The following is a 15,608-nucleotide window of genomic DNA, read 5'->3' on the forward strand; positions in this document are numbered from 1 at the left end:
GGTGTCTTGGGGGTGGTGGGGGGGGGGGGGGGGGGGTGGGGGGCGGGGGGGGGGGGGGGGGGCGGGGCGGGGGTGGGGGGGGGGGGGGGGGGGGGGGGGGGGGGGGGCCGGGCGGCGCGCGGGCCCCCCCCCCCCCCCCCCCCACGTCCGGCTCCGCGCGGATCAGTAGGGCTTCACCAGCACATGCGCCGCGCCCGGAATACCGACCTTCAGCAGTTCGTCCTCCTCGGGCGTGGTTTCGATGCCCGTCTCCTGCTTGAGCACCGCACGCGACATGGCCTGCACCCACATGGCGCGCGGGCGGCGGCGGGCCTCCCACGCTTCGAGGGCCTCGGCCACGTCCGCCTCGGCGTCCAGCGACTCGGCGAGCACCAGCGCGTCCTCGACGGCCATCGCCGCCCCCTGCGCGATGTGCGGCGTGGAGGCGTGCGCGGCGTCACCGGCCAGCACGACCCGGCCCACGTGCCACGGCTCATCGACCGTCACCTGGGAGATCCGCGAGTAGACCACCGCGGCCGGGTCGGTGACGGTGGCGAGTGCCTCGGCGACCGGCCCGGAGAACATCGCCAGCCGCTCCGTGAGCTGTTCATGGGCCCGCTCCGGGTCCGGCCGGAAGTCCTCCTGCTCCGCGAACACCGCGCCCAGGTACATCAGTTCCTCGGTGATCGGGGTGAGCAGCGCCTTGGCCTCCTTGCCCGCCGTGCCCATCACGACTCCCCGCACCCGGGACTGCCGGGGCACCGTCACCCGCCAGTTGGCGAAGCCGGTGTACTCGGGGGTGTAGCGGTCCCCGTACAGGCGGGTGCGCAGCGGCGAACCGATGCCGTCGAAGCCGACCACCAGGTCCCAGCGTCCGGTGGAGCCGTCGGAGAGAGTGACGTCCACCCCCGAGCCGTCGTCGGCCAGCTCGGTGATGGTGGTCCCGAAGCGGATCATGGCCCCGGCGGCGACGGCGGCGTCGTTCAGCAGCCGGGCCAGGGCGGGACGCGGGATGCCGTTGTTGGAGGGGGCATCGCCCATGCGGGGCTGCGGTATCTCGGCGAGTGTGGCGCCGGCCGGGTCGGCGATGGTCAGGATCTCCCACTCGAAGCCCGCCTTGAGGCAGTCGTCGAGGACCCCGATCTCCCGCATGACATGGAGGGCGTTGGACGGCTGGATGATGCCGACGCCGAGCGCCTCCAGCTCGTCGCGGAGCTCGGCGACCTCGACGGTGTGGCCGCGCCGGGCCAGCGCGGTGGCGAGCGTGAGCCCGCCGATGCCGCCGCCGTGAACCAGGACGCGCAGAGGTGATGCCATCTCAGATCTCTCCAGAGCGAGAAAAGTAAGGGGGTACGAGGGGTCAGCCGGCCGCTACGGGCAGGCTCATCAGATGGTCCACCAGGGCCAGCAGCACGTCCCGGCCGAACGGCCGCTCCCGGACGTCGCCGATCAGCAGCGGCACATGGGGATCGAGGTCGAGAGCGGCCCTGATCTCCTCCGTCGTACGGGTGTTGTGGCCGTGGAAGCAGTTGATCGCGACCACGAACGGGATGTCCCGGCTCTCGTAGAAGTCGATCGAGGCGAAGCTCGTCTCCAGCCTGCGCGTGTCGGCGATCACGACACCGCCGAGCGCCCCGTGGACGAGGTCGTTCCACATGAACCAGAAGCGTTCCTGGCCGGGGTGCCGAAGAGGTAGACCACCAGCTCGGGACTGACCGTGATCCGGCCGAAGTCCAGGGCCACGGTGGTCGTGTCCTTCCGGCCGACACCGGCCAGGTCGTCGACACCGACGCTGGCCTGGGTCAGATATTCCTCGGTGCGCAGCGGGGTGACCTCGCTGACCGCGCCCACCAGGGTGGTCTTGCCGACGCCGAAACCTCCGGCGACGAGGATCTTGACGGCGGCGGAGGCCGCCTGACTGCTTGTCATCTTGGTTCAGAGTCTCCGGAGTCCGTCACGAACGGCGGCCAGCAGGCCCATGTCGGCCCCGCCTGCCGCCCGCGCCACCGACAGCGGGGCACGGGCCAGCAGCAGGCCCTGGGCGACGAGGTCGGCCAGCAGGATCTTGGTCACCGACACCGGGAGCCCGAGGCCGGACGCGACCTCGGCGACCGCGGACGGGCGGCGGCAGCGCTCCAGGATCAGCCGGTGCTCCGGCTGGAGCCGTCCCGGCAGGATCGGCGCGCCGTGCTCGTCCCGCGGGTCCCGCGTGGTCGTCAGCACGGTGATGAGGCTGAAGTCGTCCCGCTCGGGAGCGGTCCGGCCCCGGGTGATGGTGTACGGGCGCACCATCGTGCCCGCCCCGTCCTTCTCGGCCTCCTCCTCCCAGTACGGGGTCACGCGCGCTGCCCCTCCCCGGTGCCGAAGGCGTCGAAGTCGTCGCGGGCCGGGGTGCCGAGCTTCTGGCCGACCTGCTGCACCAGGTTGTGCATGGCGAGCGACATGATCTCGGCGTCCACCTCCTGGGAGGCGATCACGGCCAGGTGGGTGCCCTGGCCGGCCGAGATGATGAACAGCCAGAGATCCGCCAGCTCGACGATCACCTGGTGCACGCCGCCGCCGTCGAAGAGCTGCCCGACACCGCGGGCGAGGCTCTGCTGACCGGTGCAGATGGCGGCCAGCCGCTCGGCGTCGGCACGGTCGATGGTGCGCGAGTGGCTCACCACCAGGCCGTCGTCGGAGAGCAGCACGGCGTTCAGGGTCTCGGCCACCGAATCGACCAGGCCGTCGAGCAGCCAGTCGAGATCCTGGTGGGTGGCGGTTGTGCGTGTCATGACCGTTCTTCTCTCGTGGGGAGGGGGGTGGCGGACGGTGCCGGCCGCGTGGGCGTCTCGTCGGTCGCCCGGGCGGCACGGGACCGGCGCTGGAACGCTCCGATCGCGGCTCCGGCCCGGCGCGGGGCCGGTCGCAGCGGTGCGTTCTCGTTCGAGTTCGGCGAACCGGGCACGGCGGTCCGGGTGGCCGGGGCGACCCGCAGTTCGTCCACCAGGCTGGCCTGCCGCACCCGGCGTGGCAGCGGGGGCTCCGCTCCGGGCGCGGGCAGGGCGGGCGGTCCGGACCCGTTCTCCCGGCGGACGGCTTCCGGCTCCGGCGGCGCCGGGTGGTCCGGCACGGAGATCGGCAGCTGCGCGGGGCGCGCGCCGTCGGACCGCCGCGGCCCCGGGATCGGGAGACCGGGACCGCCCGCCCCGGCCCCGGAGGGGTACGGAGCGGCGTACGGCTCCTGCGGCGGAGCGGCGTACGACTCCTCGGGCACCGGGTACGACGGCTGGTCCACGGGGTACTGGCCGGCGGCCGTCATGTACGGCTGCTCCGTCGTGTCGTACGGGGCCTCGTGCCTGCCGTACGGCACGGCCGGTGCGGCGTACGGATCCGTGGGCGTCCCGTACCGCTCGTCCTGCGCCGGGACCGTGTTCTCCGGTGCCGGGCCGGGCCGTCCCCGGCCGCCCGGGAACGCGTCGTCCGCCGGCCGGTACGGCTGCTCGGCCACGGTGTACGGCTGTTCTGCCGTGGCGCGGGGAACGCCCGCCGTGTTCAGCGCGGTGACCCCGGCCAGCGCCTGACCCTGGACGCGGGTGGGCAGCGGCTCACCGGCGGCCGTCGTGGCGGCGGGCGCGGCTGCGGGGGCGGCGGGTGCCGGGGACGGTACGCCGACCGGACCGGAGGGCGGTTCGGGAACGGTGAGTTCGTCGGGGACGAGCACGACCACCCGGGTGCCGCCGTACGCCGAGGAACGGAATTCCACCCTCAGGTTGTGCTGGTCCGCGAGCCGCGCGATGACATACAGGCCGAGCCGGATGTCGTCGGAGTGGGCGAGCACATCCATGCGGGGCGGCCGGACCATCAGCTCGTTGGCCGCGGCCAGCTGGTCCTCCTCCATTCCCAGGCCCCGGTCCTCGACCTCGATGGCCAGACCACGGCTCACCTTGGCGGCCCTGACCTCGACCGGGCTCGGCGGGCGGGAGAAGGCGAGCGCGTTCTCGATGAGCTCGGCGAGCACATGGGAGACCGGGCCGACGGCCCGCTCCGACAGCCAGGGGCTGCCGTCGAGGTCCAGCACCACACGCCGGTAGTCCTGCACCTCGCCCTGGGCGGAACGCATCACGTCCAGCAGCGGGACCGGCTTGCGCCAGCGCCGGTGCGGGGAACCGCCCGCGAGGATCACCAGGTTCTCCTCGTACCGCCGCAGTCGGGCGGTGAGGTGGTCGAGGTCGAAGAGGCCGTCCAGCACCTCGGGGTCCTCGTGCTTGCGCTCCAGCTCGTCCAGCTTCTTCAGCTGCTGGCCGATCAGCTGCTGGGTGCGGCGCGCGATGCGCTGGAGCAGCCGCTCGAAGCCCCGGTGCTGGTCGGCCTGTCCGACCGCAGCCGCCAGGGCACTGGTACGAGCCAGATTGAGTGCGTCGCCGAGCCGGCTCAGCTCGTCGGACCCGCCGTCCCTGTTGTCGTGCTCGATGGCGCGGGCCTCGGACTCGACATCGATGCGCTCTCCCCGGCCCAGCCGTTCGACGACATCGGGCAGGGCACTCTCCAGCTCCTCGGCGCGCTCCTGCAGGCTGCCGATCCGGCGGCGGAGGTTACGGGTGAGGCGCCAGGTGGTCCAGATGACCGCGATCACGGCGACCAGGCCGACCACCGTGGTCAGCACCATCTTGAACAGCAGCGACATCACGCTGCCCTTGCCCTCCTCGACCACGAGGGCGGTGCGGTGCTCCAGCAGCTTCTCGATCTGCGGATCGAGTTCGTCCATCGCGCCGCGCCAGGTCTTCTCCTCGGCGCCGACACGGACGAAGCCCGCGGCATCGGCTTCGGCCGGACGCAGTACCTCGTTCTCCACCCGCGTCTTGGTCTTCCAGGCCGGGCTGTGGGTGATCTCCTCCCACATGGCCTTCTCGTCCGACGGCAGATAGGGAACGACCTTGGTGGAGTACTGGAGCGACTGGCCGGAAACCGCCTCCCGGATCTGCCGCAGGTCCTCGCTGCTCAGCTTCCCCCTCGGCCAGCCGCGGATCAGCAACGCGTTGGAACGGGAGATCATCTCCTTGGTCCAGAACAGGTCGACGAGCGGCTGCGAGAGCGTGGTGATCCTGCCGTTGTCGACATGGCTGAGCGCCGTGAAGAGTTCGAGGTCGACCGTGATCAGATCGGTGTAGTAGCCGTACACGGCCTTCTGCTGGTCATTGCCGCCGTCGTCGACGAGGGCGCGCTGGGCGGGCAGTTGGTTGATCGCCTCGCGCGCCTTGCGGACCGCGTCGCGGACCTCGCCGGGGGCGTCGTCGGTCGCCACGTCGGAGAGCGACTGGAAGCTCTTGATCGCGTCGTCGGTCAGCTTCCGCTGCCGCTGCAGTGCGTCGTTGGCGCCCTTGTGCCGGGCGAGCGCCTCGGCGCTGAGCCGGCGCTCCGCCTGCAGGTTGTAATACACGATGTTGGACGGCTGGCCCGCCTTCTGGGCCAACTTCCCCTGGGTGGCCTGGCGTTGGAAGTCGAGCAGGGTCTGGCCACTGGTGACGGCCCAGAGGGCGGCCAGAGCGACGCCGGGAACGATGGCCAGTACGAGCAGGGCCGTCCGCAGCGACATGGTGGTCGATTTTGGTCCGCCGTGTGGCGCGCGTGCGCAGGGCGTGCTCCTTGACGATGATGCCAGCCTCACGGCTGGTCAAATCCGTTGAGAACTTCGACACATAGATATTAGTCACACTGCAAAAATGAAAAGAAAGTGGGCTCACAAGTGCATCACTGATCACGCACATCTCCGCCATCCGGGATCCCGAATCGCCTGTTCCGAGCTGGTTCGAGTGGCGGGCCGGGTGGTCGCGGGGGTGCGTCCGCGGTCTCCCGTCGGTCTTCGACACCGCCCGCAAGCCGTGGATGCAGCCCGCGAACGCCCCGGCCGACGACATCGCCGACGTCATCCGCCGCTGCCCGAGCGGCGCACTGCAGTACCACCGCACCTCCGGCACCTCCGACGGGGTGCCGGAGGTGCCGACGCATGTCTCGCTGCACGTCGACGGCGTACTCCATCTGCGCCCCGACCTCGAAGTGGTCACCCCCCAGGGGGCGCGCCAGGAGACCCGGGTGATGCTGTGCGGCTGCGGACGCACCGGGAACGCGCCGTACTGCGACCGCAGCGGGGTCTGCGGCGAGCACGGGTGAACGAGCCCCGGCGCTGTCCGCGGGTGAGCGGGGCCGGGCGCGCCACGGTGTCCCCGGCGAGCAGGGGAGGCCCGACCCGGTGTCCGCGCAGGGCGCGGGCGAACCCAGCGCGCCGGGCCGGGCGCGGCGCGCCGTACGGGTGAAGAGCGTTCAGGGATATATCTGTATTTGGTGCCCTTTGCCCGTGATGCATCATCCAGGCCCGCGACGCCCTCCCGGGGCAGGCGCGGGACGCCCCCCGGGCCCGTATGACCGCGCTCATCGTCTGCCATTTCGTCCTGGCCGCCTGTGCGCGCCCGCTGGTACGGGCTCTGGGCCGGCGCGCCTTCGTCGTGCTCGCGCTGCCACCGGCCGCCGCCACCGCGTGGGCGGCCACCCAGTGGAACACCGCCGCGTCCGGCGGCTCGGTCACCTGGTCGTGGCAGTGGATGCCGGCGTACGACGTCACCGTCGATCTGCGGCTCGACGCGCTCGCCGAGCTGATGGTGCTGCTCGCGGCCGGAATCGGCACGCTGGTCCTGCTCTACTGCGCCTCGTACTTCACCGACCGGACCCCGCAACTGGCCGGCTTCGCCGGGAACCTCCTCGCGTTCGCGGGCGCCATGCTCGCCCTGGTCCTCGCCGACGACCTGATCTCGCTCTATGTGTTCTGGGAGCTGACCACGATCTTCTCGTACCTGCTGATCGGGTACGACAGCGAGCGGAAGCACAGCCGCCGCTCCGCGCTCCAGGCACTCACCGTGACCACCCTCGGCGGCCTGGCGATGTTCGTCGGCTTCCTGATCATCGGTCGGTCGGCGGGCACCTACCGGATCTCCGCCATCCTCGCCGACCCGCCCGCGGCGAGCCTCGCCGTCTCCGTCGCGGTGGTGCTGATCCTGTGCGGCGCCCTGTCGAAGTCGGCGATCTGGCCGTTCAGCCTCTGGCTGCCGAACGCCATGGCCGCGCCCACCCCCGTCAGCGCCTATCTGCACGCCGCCGCGATGGTCAAGGCCGGTGTCTATCTGGTCGCCCGGCTCGCCCCGGCCTTCGCCGACGTGCCGGTCTGGCGGCCCGTCGTGATCGTCCTCGGCGCCGCGACCATGCTGCTCGGCGGCTGGCGCGCGCTGCGCCTCAACGACCTCAAGCTGGTCCTCGCCTACGGCACCGTCAGTCAGCTCGGCTTCCTCACCCTGCTCGCCGGGGTCGGCGACCGGGACACGGCACTGGCCGCCGCGGTCATGATCCTCTCTCACGCCCTGTTCAAGGCACCGTTGTTCCTCGTCACCGGCATCGTCGACCACGCGGCCGGCACCCGGGACCTGCGCAGACTCTCCGGCGTCGGCCGGGCACTGCCGTACGTCTGCACGGTCGCGGTGCTCGCCGCGGCGTCCATGGCCGCCCTGCCCCCGCTGCTCGGATTCGCCGCCAAGGAGGCCGCGTTCGAGGCGCTGCTGCAGGGCGACACCGCGGACCGCTGGGCACTGGGCGTCACGGTCGCCGGGTCCGCGCTGACCGTCGCATACACCGTACGGTTCGTCTGGGGCGCCTTCGCCCGCAAACCCGGGGTCGAGGACACCCCCGTGCACCGGGTCGGCGCGGCGTTCCTCGCGCCGCCCGCCGTGCTCGCGGTCTGCGGGCTGGTGCTCGGACCGGGCGTCGGACGGGTCGACCGGCTGCTCAGCGCGTACGCCGACACGTTCCCCTCGTCCGCGCGTCCGTACCACCTGTCGCTCTGGCACGGATTCGGTACCGCCCTGCTGCTCTCGGCCGTCGCCCTGGCAGGTGGTGCGGTGCTCTTCGCCGGGCGCGCCACCGTGACCCGGCTCTCCCGGCGGATCGCGTGGCCGACCGCCGACAGCGTCTTCGGACACCTGCTGCTCGGCCTTGAACGGCTCTCCCTCCAGCTCACCGGCTTTGTCCAGCGCGGCTCGCTCTCCGTCTACCTCGCCACCACCCTCCTCGTCATGCTCGTCGGTCAGCTGACCGTCCTGGGGGTGGACCAGCCCTGGCGCGGTGCCGTCGTCCCGCGGGCCTGGGACGTCCCGCTCCAGGGCGCCGTCGCCGTGCTGACCTGCACGGCGGCCCTGCTCTGTCTCACCGTCAGCCGCCGTATGAAGGCGGTGGTCCTGGCGGGGCTGACCGGATACGGGGCCGCGCTGCTCTTCGTCGTCCAGGGCGGCCCGGACCTGGCGCTCACCCAGTTCTGTGTCGAGACCGTGTCGATGATCGTGTTCGTGCTGGTGCTGCGGCGGATGCCGGTGCGCTTCCAGGAGTCGGTCAGCACCTGGCGGCGCGCCCTGCGCATCCCGGTGGCGCTGGCCGCGGCGGCGACGCTCGGCGTGGTGGTGTGGGTCGCGGCGGCCGCCCGTACGGCACCACCGGCCGGCGCGGCCATGGTCGAGGAGGTCTCCCACCACGGCCTCAAGGACGTGGTGGCGACCATCCTGGTCGATCTGCGCGCCTGGGACACGATGGGGGAGTCCGCCGTGCTCGCCGCCGCGGCGATCGGCGTGACGAGTCTGATCTATCTGCACCGCCGCACCGAGGGGGAGTCGCTGCGGGAGGAGGTCCGGGGACGTACCGCGTGGTCGTTGACGGGGGCCGAGTTGACAGGGTTGCCGCACGGTGACGAAGGGGCGCCGGAGCGCGGCTGGCTCGCGGCAGGCTCGACGCTCGCGCCCGAGCACCGCTCGATCGTCTTCGAGGTCGTGGCCCGGCTGCTGTTCCACCCGGTCCTGGTCCTCTCCGTGTATCTGCTGTTCTGCGCCGAGAACATGCCGGGCGGCGGCTTCGTCGGCGGGCTCGTCGCCGGGCTGGCCCTGATCACCCGCTACCTGGCGGGCGGCCGATTCGAACTCGCCGAGGCCGCACCCCTGCAGCCCGGACTCTTCACCGGACTCGGGCTGTTCATCTCCACCGGCGTCGCCCTGCTCGGCCTCTCCGAGGGAACGGTCCTGCACGCCTGGACCCACCACGGCCGACTGCCGCTGATCGGTGAATACCACCTGGGCACCCCGATCCTCTTCGACTTCGGGGTCTATCTCCTGGTCCTGGGCGTGGTGCTGGACATCGTGCGCGCGCTCGGCGCCAAGATCGACCGGCAGATCGAGCGAGCGGCGTTCGAAAAGGCCGCCGCGACGAGCGCCCGCACCCCACCCGGAGCGGAACCCGGGACGGGAGGCACCCCCGGATGACGGTCAGCGCCTCGCTCCTGGCAACCGCCGCGGTACTGTGCGCGGTCGGCGGCATCCTCATGCTCACCCGCCCCCTCACCCGCATCCTGCTCGGCGCGGTGATCGCGGGCAACGGCATCAATCTGCTCGTCCTCGCCGCGACCGGGTCGGCCGGCCGGGAACCGCTGCTCTACGGCGTTCCGCTGCACCGGGTCACCGACCCCCTGCCACAGGCCATCGCGCTCACCGCGATCGTCATCACCCTCGCCACCACGGCGTTCCTCCTCGCCATGGCCTACCGCAGTCACCAGCTCACCGGCACCGACGAGGTCCACGACGACGACGAGGACCGCCGCATCGCACTGCGCTCCGAGGTGCTGGGGGAGCGGGACGAACTGCGCGAGCGCTACCGCGCCGCCCCCGACGTCACGGAGGAGGACCGTGCCCGCTACCGCAAGGAGCGCCGCCGCCTGCGGGCCAGGCTGCGCGCCGACCGCGCCCTCCAGGCCCGCGGCAGGTACGCCACCGGGGACCTCTGGCACGACGTACTGGGCGCGGACCCCGAGGACTACGCACAGAAGCAGGCCCATGCCGACGCCGACCCGGGAGCCACCGGATGAACGCACTCGTCCCCCTGCCGGTACTGCTGCCGCTCTGCGCCACCGGCCTGAGCCTCGCCGTCGGTACCCGGCTCAAGCAGGTCCAGCGCTTCGTCAGCGTCGCCGTGCTCACGGCCGTGCTCGGACTCTCCCTCACGCTGATGGTCGTCGCCGACACCCGCGGCCCGCTCACCGTCCACCTCGGCGACTTCGCCCCACCGCTCGGCATCACGCTGGTCGCCGACCGGCTGTCCGGGCTGATGCTGTCGGTCTCCTCGGCCGTCACGCTCTGCGTGCTGATCTACTCCCTCGGCCAGGGCATGGCCGACCGGGACGAGGAGACACCCGTGGCGGTCTTCCACCCCGCGTACCTGATCCTGGTCGCCGGGGTCTCCTGCACCTTCCTCTCCGGTGACCTCGTCAACCTCTACGTCGGCTTCGAGATCATGCTCGTCGCCAGCTTCGTCCTGCTCACCCTCGGCGGCACCGGACCCCGCGTCCGCGCGGGTTCCACCTACGTGATCATCTCGCTGTTCTCGTCCATGCTGTTCCTCACCGCCATCGCCATGACGTACGCGGCCACCGGCACCGCCAACTTCGCCCAGCTGGCCGGCCGGCTCGCCGAACTCCCGCTCGGGGTACAGACCCTGATCCAGGCGATGCTGCTCACCGTCTTCGCCATCAAGGCCGCCGTCTTCCCGCTCGCCGCCTGGCTCCCCGACTCCTATCCGACCGCACCCGCCCCCGTCACCGCGGTCTTCGCCGGCCTGCTCACCAAAGTCGGTGTCTACTCCATGCTGCGCACGGAGACCCTGCTCTTCCCGGGAAACCGGCTCGGCGACCTGCTGATGGCCGCCGCGCTCGCCTCGATGGTGGTCGGCATCCTCGGAGCCGTCGCCCAGACCGACCTGAAGCGACTGCTCTCCTTCACCCTCATCAGCCACATCGGCTTCATGGTCTTCGGCATCGGCCTCGCCACCCGGGACGCGTACGGGGGCGCGATCGTGTACGTCGCCCACCACATCACCGTCCAGACCACGCTCTTCCTGGTGGCCGGGCTGATCGAGCGCCGGGACGGCACCACCGAACTCACCCGGATCGGCGGACTGGCCAAGGCCGCCCCGCTGCTCGCCGTCCTCTTCTTCGTCCCCGCCATGAACCTGGCCGGCATCCCGCCGCTGTCCGGGTTCATCGGCAAGCTCGGGCTGATGCGGGCCGGTGTCGCCGACGGCGGTGTCTGGGCATGGATCCTCGTCATCGGATCGGCCGTGACCAGCCTCCTCACCCTGTACGTGACGGCCAAGGTCTGGAACCTGGCGTTCTGGCGGGCCGCTCCGCCAGGACAGACCGCGGCCGGCACCGTCCTGGAGTCCGACTCCGACGAGGACGACGACGTCGACGAGGGCCCCGACCACATCCCCGGCAGTGGCGACGAAGCGGTCCGCCCCCGCCATCAGCCCGCCGGGCGCGCGGTGGCGGCCACCCTGCACGGACACGCCGTCACCACCACGACGCAGCTCCCGCGGCTGATGACCGCGGCCACCGCGGCGACCGTCGTGCTCGGACTCGCCTTCACCGTCCTCGGCGGACCGCTGACCTCCTACACCGACCGCGCGGCCGCCGAACTCATCGCACGCACCCCCTATGTCGAGGCGGTGCTCGGCCGGTGAAACGCCGCATCAGACTGTCCTTCCGGAACAAGGACCTGCCGCCCTTCAGCTGTGAGTTCGGCGGTCGGCGGCGACGCGTCCTGGACCTCCCGCTGATCGCCTGGCTCACGTTCATCTGGGTACTGCTCTGGTCCGGCCTCCACTGGGCCAACGTACTGACCGGCGCGGTCGTCGCGGTGGCCGTCTGCCTGGCCTTCCCGCTGCCCCGGGTCGACCTCGGGCTCCGCCTGCACCCCTGGGGCATCCTGCTGCTCGCCGGCTATCTGCTCTACGACATGTACACCTCGGGCGTACGGGTCACGCGGCAGATCTTCGTCGACCATCCGCACCGGGCCGCGGTCATCGCCGTACCGTTGCGCTGTCGCTCCGACCTGATGCTCGCGGCCACCGCCGTCGCCGTGTCGAACGTCCCCGGCGGATCGATCGTCGAGGTGCGCCGCTACACGGCCACCCTCTTCCTGCACGTCCTCGACGCGGACAGACCCGCCGCGCTCGACGCGGCGCGGCGCTCCGTCTGGCGGCTCGAACGGCTGATCGTCCGAGCCTTCGGCACCCCGGACGAGATCGCCCGCGTCGCCGAACCACCTCCACCGGTCGGGCACGAGAGAGGAGAGTGGGCATGAGCGGGCCGGAGACCATCGACCGGGTGCTGCTCACCGCGGCCGTCGTGGTGATCATCGTCGCCGGAGCGGGGCTTCTCGCCCGGATCTGGTGGGGCCCCTCCATGCTGGACCGGGCCATCTCACTGGACGTGTGCGCCGCCCTCATCATCGCGGGCCTCGGCGCCAAGTCCGCCTTCGCGCGTGACCCGTTCTATTTTCCGATCATGCTGGTGCTGGCCTTCCTCGGGTTCACGGGGTCGGTGGGCATCGCGCGATTCATCGCCGTGCGCGACCGGCCGGCATCGCGGCACGGTACGGAGGCGATCGGGAGGGACGACGGACGCGCCGGCACCGGGGGAGAAGGCCGGTGAAGCTCTGGCTCCAGATCCTCGACACGGCCGGTGCGGTACTGGTCCTCGTCGGCGCGGCCATCTGTCTGCTCGGGGTGATCGGGATGCTGAGGCTGCCGGACGTGCTGTCCCGCAGCCATGCCGCCACCAAGCCGCAGACCCTCGGCATGCTCCTCGTGCTCGGCGGGGTGGCCCTGCGGCTGCGCAGCGGCATGGATCTCGCCACCCTCGCGCTGATCGGCTTCTTCCAGATGATGACCGGTCCGGTCGCCGCCCACCTGGTGGCGCGATCCGCCTACCGGACCGGGCAGATCGACCACGGCGAACTGCTCTTCGACGAACTGGACGAGCAGCTGACCGAGGAGAACTGAGACCTCTCGTGCCCTGAGGCCTTTCGTGCCCGGCCGCCCGGGTCATTCGTTGGGATCAGGCCTGATCGCCGCCCCTGGCCAGGGATCTCCCAGCCGGCGGAACCACGCCGACCAGGCCGCGGTGTCGCGTTTCTTCAAGACCGCATCCCCGGGCGGCGTCCAGGCTCCGTCCATAAGCGAAGTCGACCTTCTTTCGGGTGTGCTGTCCAAGACCGGAGACATCATCGAGGGAGTCGGGGCGGACCAGCTGAGCCTTCCGACGCCGTGCGACGACTGCGACGTCGAGGCGCTGATCCATCACATCGTCGGATGGCTGCTCGTGTTCGAGGCCGGCGCCCAGGGCCGGTCCCACGACGTCGACGCGGCGAACCACCGATGCGGCGCCGACCCCGCCCGCGAGTTCCGTACGGCAGCGGCCGGTGTCGTCGCCGGATGGGGGGCGTACGGATTCGATCGCCAGGTCACGGCCTTGAGCGGCAGCATGCCGGGCGAAACGGTGTTCACCATGACCGTCATGGAGTACCTGACCCACGGCGGGGACCTGGCGGTCGCCACCGGGCAGCCGATCCCCTCGATCAGGAAGCCGCAGAAGTCCTGGCTCGCGCGGAGGCCACACTGCAGCCGCGGTACCGGGGCGAGAACATGCCGTTCGGCCCGGTCCATCCCGTCGGCGAGGACGCCTCGGCCGTCGACCGGCTCGTGGCATTCCTCGGACGCCGGCCGTTCCCGGCGCCGTAGCCGCCGCCCCGAGGACGTGCTGGTGACACCGCGCGCCGAAGCGCCACGAGCCCGCCGTCCCCGCCCCGTTCCGCCGCTCCGTCCTCCGCGACACCACCGCCCCGCCCGGTTTCTCCCACGTGTCGGTGGCACCCCGGACTAGCCTCCGCATCATGCTCCGAATCACCGACACCCGCACCGGTCACCTCGTGGAGATCCCCGCCGCACCACGCCGCCTCCTGCGCAGCTGCGTCCATCTGCCGGCCGCCGTCGGTACCGGGATCGGCCCGGTGCACCTGCGGGTCCCGTTGATCGGTGACGTACTGGCGCGCACCGCGGAGCTGAACGGTCTGCAGGTCGTCACGGTCCTCACCACACCGGAGCTGACGCATGATCAGAGACGGGCGCTCGAACGTGTGATGGCGGTGCTCGGCATCCATCCGCCGGTGGTCGTCGGGGCCCACCGCCCCGACGCGGCACTCGGCGGCCCCGCCGACGTGCACGTGGCCGCCCGGGGCGCCGACACCGGCGACGTCCCGGACGGGGTCCGGATGGAGGTGGGGGAGGTCGGCACGGTCCTCCCGGAGGAGGGCGCCCCCGACCCCGGTCGCCTCCTCGCCCCGGAACTCCCGGACGTGTCCGTGCCGGAGGCCGCCGATCCGCTGGCGGTACGTCTGCTGTTGCTCGGCCGCCCCTACGACGCGCCGGTGACGGTCACCGGCGAAGCGCTGGCCGACGCCCGGCAGACCCTGCGGCGGTGGCGCCGACAGGTGGCGGACTGGGCACAGGAGCCGTCCAGGCCGATCCCCGCCGAACTGCTGCGGGAGTCGCACGCGGCGCTCGCCGACGATCTCGGTGTCGCCGCCGTCCTGGACCTGCTGGCCGATGTGGCAGGACGGTCCGAGGTGCCGGCCGGCGCCAGGTTCGAGACCTTCGCCCATCTCGACCGCGTCCTCGGCCTGGACCTCGTCCGCGACGTCGGCCACCAGCGCTGACCACAACGCCCCGCACCGCGGTGAACGGGCGTGACTCCCGCTCGCCCGCGCGTGCGGGCTGCTCGGCAACGGGGACGGCGTTCCGAAGCCCGGCCCGGGCGGCGTCGGACCCCTCCCCGACCCACATAGGTGCAGGTCAAAAGGGGCCCGGCGGTCCCACCCGTCAGATGTCCCGGAAGAGACCAGCGAGGCCCGTGACCTGTCGGCCTTGGTGGTTGAGAGTGGCTGACCTGCGCATATGGTCTTTCGGTTGTTTCAGGGTCGTGCCCCTTGATGCGGCCGAAAGTCCCAGAGAAGTCCCAGGGGTATCCCAAGGGCGACGGCTGATCTTTTGGCTTTGTGTAGTGGTTGGGTCCAGGCTGTCGGACACAGGCTGGGGTAACCGGCTGCGGCCTCTCTTGTCGGCGCAGATGTCAAACGGGCAGGTCCCGGCCGACGTGCTGAACGCCGTCGTGACCGTGTTGGCGGACTGGGCCCGCTCGCAGGGCGGCTGGGCCAGCGGCTCTCCTGACGCGGCCCGTGGGCCCCTGCGTCCACGGCGAGCGGTCGGCCTCTGACCACTACAGGAGCATCACCCGCGTAGTAGGTCTCCTCGTCGTCGATCTCTCCCATGTTCTCGACTCGGTCGAGGAAGTCCCCGTTCACGAAACCCGGCCCGCCGGTGGTCAGGCAGTTACCGAAGATGTGAACCACATCGACGAGGTTTTCCATGCGCGGGTTGTAGCCGACGGTCTCGACGATCAGGGCCCAGCGCTCCAGGTCGCGGAAGAGGTGCATCCGTGCGTCCACGGCGTAGGAGTAACCATGGCCGAGGTCGGGGAAGGTGAACTCGGTCGCGCTTTTGTCCAGTTGGGCGAGGATATCTTCTGCTTGGATCACGCCGAAGACGCTATCGGCACCCCCTGACAATGACCCTTCGGTAAAACCAGTATGCGCGGGCAAGGCGCTGGCCTGCAGTAACGATCGACTCAACCTGTCATGCATGGCTCAGACACAGCTTCTCAAGCCCGGAAAGACAAC

The 15,608-nt window shown here is 71.3% G+C and carries 13 protein-coding genes and 2 pseudogenes; 9 read left to right on the forward strand and 6 right to left on the reverse strand.

Annotated elements, in window-relative coordinates; all coding sequences use genetic code 11:
• Positions 1–162: 162 nt before the first annotated feature.
• From ACIOHC_RS13285 to ACIOHC_RS13305, 5 genes and pseudogenes are all read right to left on the reverse strand, one after another.
• On the reverse strand, positions 163–1,296 hold the full coding sequence (locus ACIOHC_RS13285; protein ID WP_351075022.1) for an FAD-dependent monooxygenase: 1,134 nt from the start codon (positions 1,294–1,296) through the stop codon (positions 163–165).
• Positions 1,297–1,339: 43 nt separating this feature from the next.
• Positions 1,340–1,908, reverse strand: a pseudogene (locus ACIOHC_RS13290) (GTP-binding protein).
• Positions 1,909–1,914: 6 nt separating this feature from the next.
• Positions 1,915–2,319: a DUF742 domain-containing protein gene (locus ACIOHC_RS13295; RefSeq protein ID WP_389636234.1), complete on the reverse strand. Its 405-nt coding sequence runs from the start codon at positions 2,317–2,319 to the stop codon at positions 1,915–1,917.
• Complete coding sequence (locus ACIOHC_RS13300) at positions 2,316–2,753, reverse strand: roadblock/LC7 domain-containing protein (RefSeq protein WP_351075020.1); 438 nt, start codon at positions 2,751–2,753, stop codon at positions 2,316–2,318. The genes ACIOHC_RS13295 and ACIOHC_RS13300 overlap by 4 nt, the downstream gene beginning before the upstream one ends.
• On the reverse strand, positions 2,750–5,554 hold the full coding sequence (locus tag ACIOHC_RS13305) for a nitrate- and nitrite sensing domain-containing protein (protein WP_401842748.1): 2,805 nt from the start codon (positions 5,552–5,554) through the stop codon (positions 2,750–2,752). Before ACIOHC_RS13305 ends, ACIOHC_RS13300 begins: the two co-directional genes overlap by 4 nt.
• 179 nt (positions 5,555–5,733) lie before the next feature.
• On the opposite strand from ACIOHC_RS13305, the gene ACIOHC_RS13310 reads away from it, so the two are divergent.
• The 9 genes from ACIOHC_RS13310 to ACIOHC_RS13350 all read left to right on the forward strand — a co-directional run bounded on the left by ACIOHC_RS13310 (position 5,734) and on the right by ACIOHC_RS13350 (position 14,588).
• The gene (locus tag ACIOHC_RS13310; protein WP_365691599.1) at positions 5,734–6,129 is read left to right on the forward strand and encodes a (4Fe-4S)-binding protein; all 396 of its coding nucleotides are present in this window, start codon (positions 5,734–5,736) and stop codon (positions 6,127–6,129) included.
• A gap of 248 nt (positions 6,130–6,377) precedes the next feature.
• The gene (locus ACIOHC_RS13315) at positions 6,378–9,305 is read left to right on the forward strand and encodes a Na+/H+ antiporter subunit A (protein WP_401842749.1); all 2,928 of its coding nucleotides are present in this window, start codon (positions 6,378–6,380) and stop codon (positions 9,303–9,305) included.
• A complete protein-coding gene (locus ACIOHC_RS13320) occupies positions 9,302–9,904 on the forward strand; it encodes a Na(+)/H(+) antiporter subunit C (protein ID WP_351075015.1) in 603 nt (200 codons plus the stop codon). Before ACIOHC_RS13315 ends, ACIOHC_RS13320 begins: the two co-directional genes overlap by 4 nt.
• A complete protein-coding gene (locus ACIOHC_RS13325) occupies positions 9,901–11,553 on the forward strand; it encodes a Na+/H+ antiporter subunit D (RefSeq protein ID WP_389636236.1) in 1,653 nt (550 codons plus the stop codon). The genes ACIOHC_RS13320 and ACIOHC_RS13325 overlap by 4 nt, the downstream gene beginning before the upstream one ends.
• Entirely contained in the window at positions 11,550–12,176 is a 627-nt protein-coding gene (locus ACIOHC_RS13330) for a Na+/H+ antiporter subunit E (RefSeq protein WP_351075011.1), read from the forward strand. The genes ACIOHC_RS13325 and ACIOHC_RS13330 overlap by 4 nt, the downstream gene beginning before the upstream one ends.
• On the forward strand, positions 12,173–12,526 hold the full coding sequence (locus ACIOHC_RS13335; RefSeq protein ID WP_365691544.1) for a monovalent cation/H+ antiporter complex subunit F: 354 nt from the start codon (positions 12,173–12,175) through the stop codon (positions 12,524–12,526). The genes ACIOHC_RS13330 and ACIOHC_RS13335 overlap by 4 nt, the downstream gene beginning before the upstream one ends.
• Entirely contained in the window at positions 12,523–12,876 is a 354-nt protein-coding gene (gene mnhG / locus ACIOHC_RS13340; RefSeq protein WP_351075007.1) for a monovalent cation/H(+) antiporter subunit G, read from the forward strand. Before ACIOHC_RS13335 ends, mnhG begins: the two co-directional genes overlap by 4 nt.
• Before the next feature lie 121 nt (positions 12,877–12,997).
• Complete coding sequence (locus ACIOHC_RS13345) at positions 12,998–13,756, forward strand: TIGR03086 family metal-binding protein (RefSeq protein WP_365691546.1); 759 nt, start codon at positions 12,998–13,000, stop codon at positions 13,754–13,756.
• A 10-nt stretch (positions 13,757–13,766) separates the two neighbouring features.
• Positions 13,767–14,588, forward strand: a complete 822-nt coding sequence (locus ACIOHC_RS13350) for a hypothetical protein (protein ID WP_351075003.1) — start codon at positions 13,767–13,769, stop codon at positions 14,586–14,588.
• A gap of 588 nt (positions 14,589–15,176) precedes the next feature.
• Here the strand turns inward: ACIOHC_RS13350 and ACIOHC_RS13355 are convergent.
• Positions 15,177–15,572: pseudogene (locus ACIOHC_RS13355) on the reverse strand (DUF7003 family protein); the annotation flags it as partial.
• Between the last annotated feature and the right edge of the window lie 36 nt (positions 15,573–15,608).

Source organism: Streptomyces sp. NPDC088252, from assembly GCF_044740965.1.
GTDB lineage: Bacteria > Actinomycetota > Actinomycetes > Streptomycetales > Streptomycetaceae > Streptomyces.

What these genes read in the sequence shown, in the direction of transcription:
- ACIOHC_RS13300 (WP_351075020.1), bottom strand. Translation starts at nt 2,753, where the DNA reads ATGACACGCACAACCGCCACCCACCAGGATCTCGACTGGCTGCTCGAC.
- ACIOHC_RS13335 (WP_365691544.1), top strand. Translation starts at nt 12,173, where the DNA reads ATGAGCGGGCCGGAGACCATCGACCGGGTGCTGCTCACCGCGGCCGTC.
- ACIOHC_RS13320 (WP_351075015.1), top strand. Translation starts at nt 9,302, where the DNA reads ATGACGGTCAGCGCCTCGCTCCTGGCAACCGCCGCGGTACTGTGCGCG.
- ACIOHC_RS13350 (WP_351075003.1), top strand. Translation starts at nt 13,767, where the DNA reads ATGCTCCGAATCACCGACACCCGCACCGGTCACCTCGTGGAGATCCCC.
- ACIOHC_RS13305 (WP_401842748.1), bottom strand. Translation starts at nt 5,554, where the DNA reads ATGTCGCTGCGGACGGCCCTGCTCGTACTGGCCATCGTTCCCGGCGTC.
- ACIOHC_RS13325 (WP_389636236.1), top strand. Translation starts at nt 9,901, where the DNA reads ATGAACGCACTCGTCCCCCTGCCGGTACTGCTGCCGCTCTGCGCCACC.
- ACIOHC_RS13315 (WP_401842749.1), top strand. Translation starts at nt 6,378, where the DNA reads ATGACCGCGCTCATCGTCTGCCATTTCGTCCTGGCCGCCTGTGCGCGC.
- ACIOHC_RS13285 (WP_351075022.1), bottom strand. Translation starts at nt 1,296, where the DNA reads ATGGCATCACCTCTGCGCGTCCTGGTTCACGGCGGCGGCATCGGCGGG.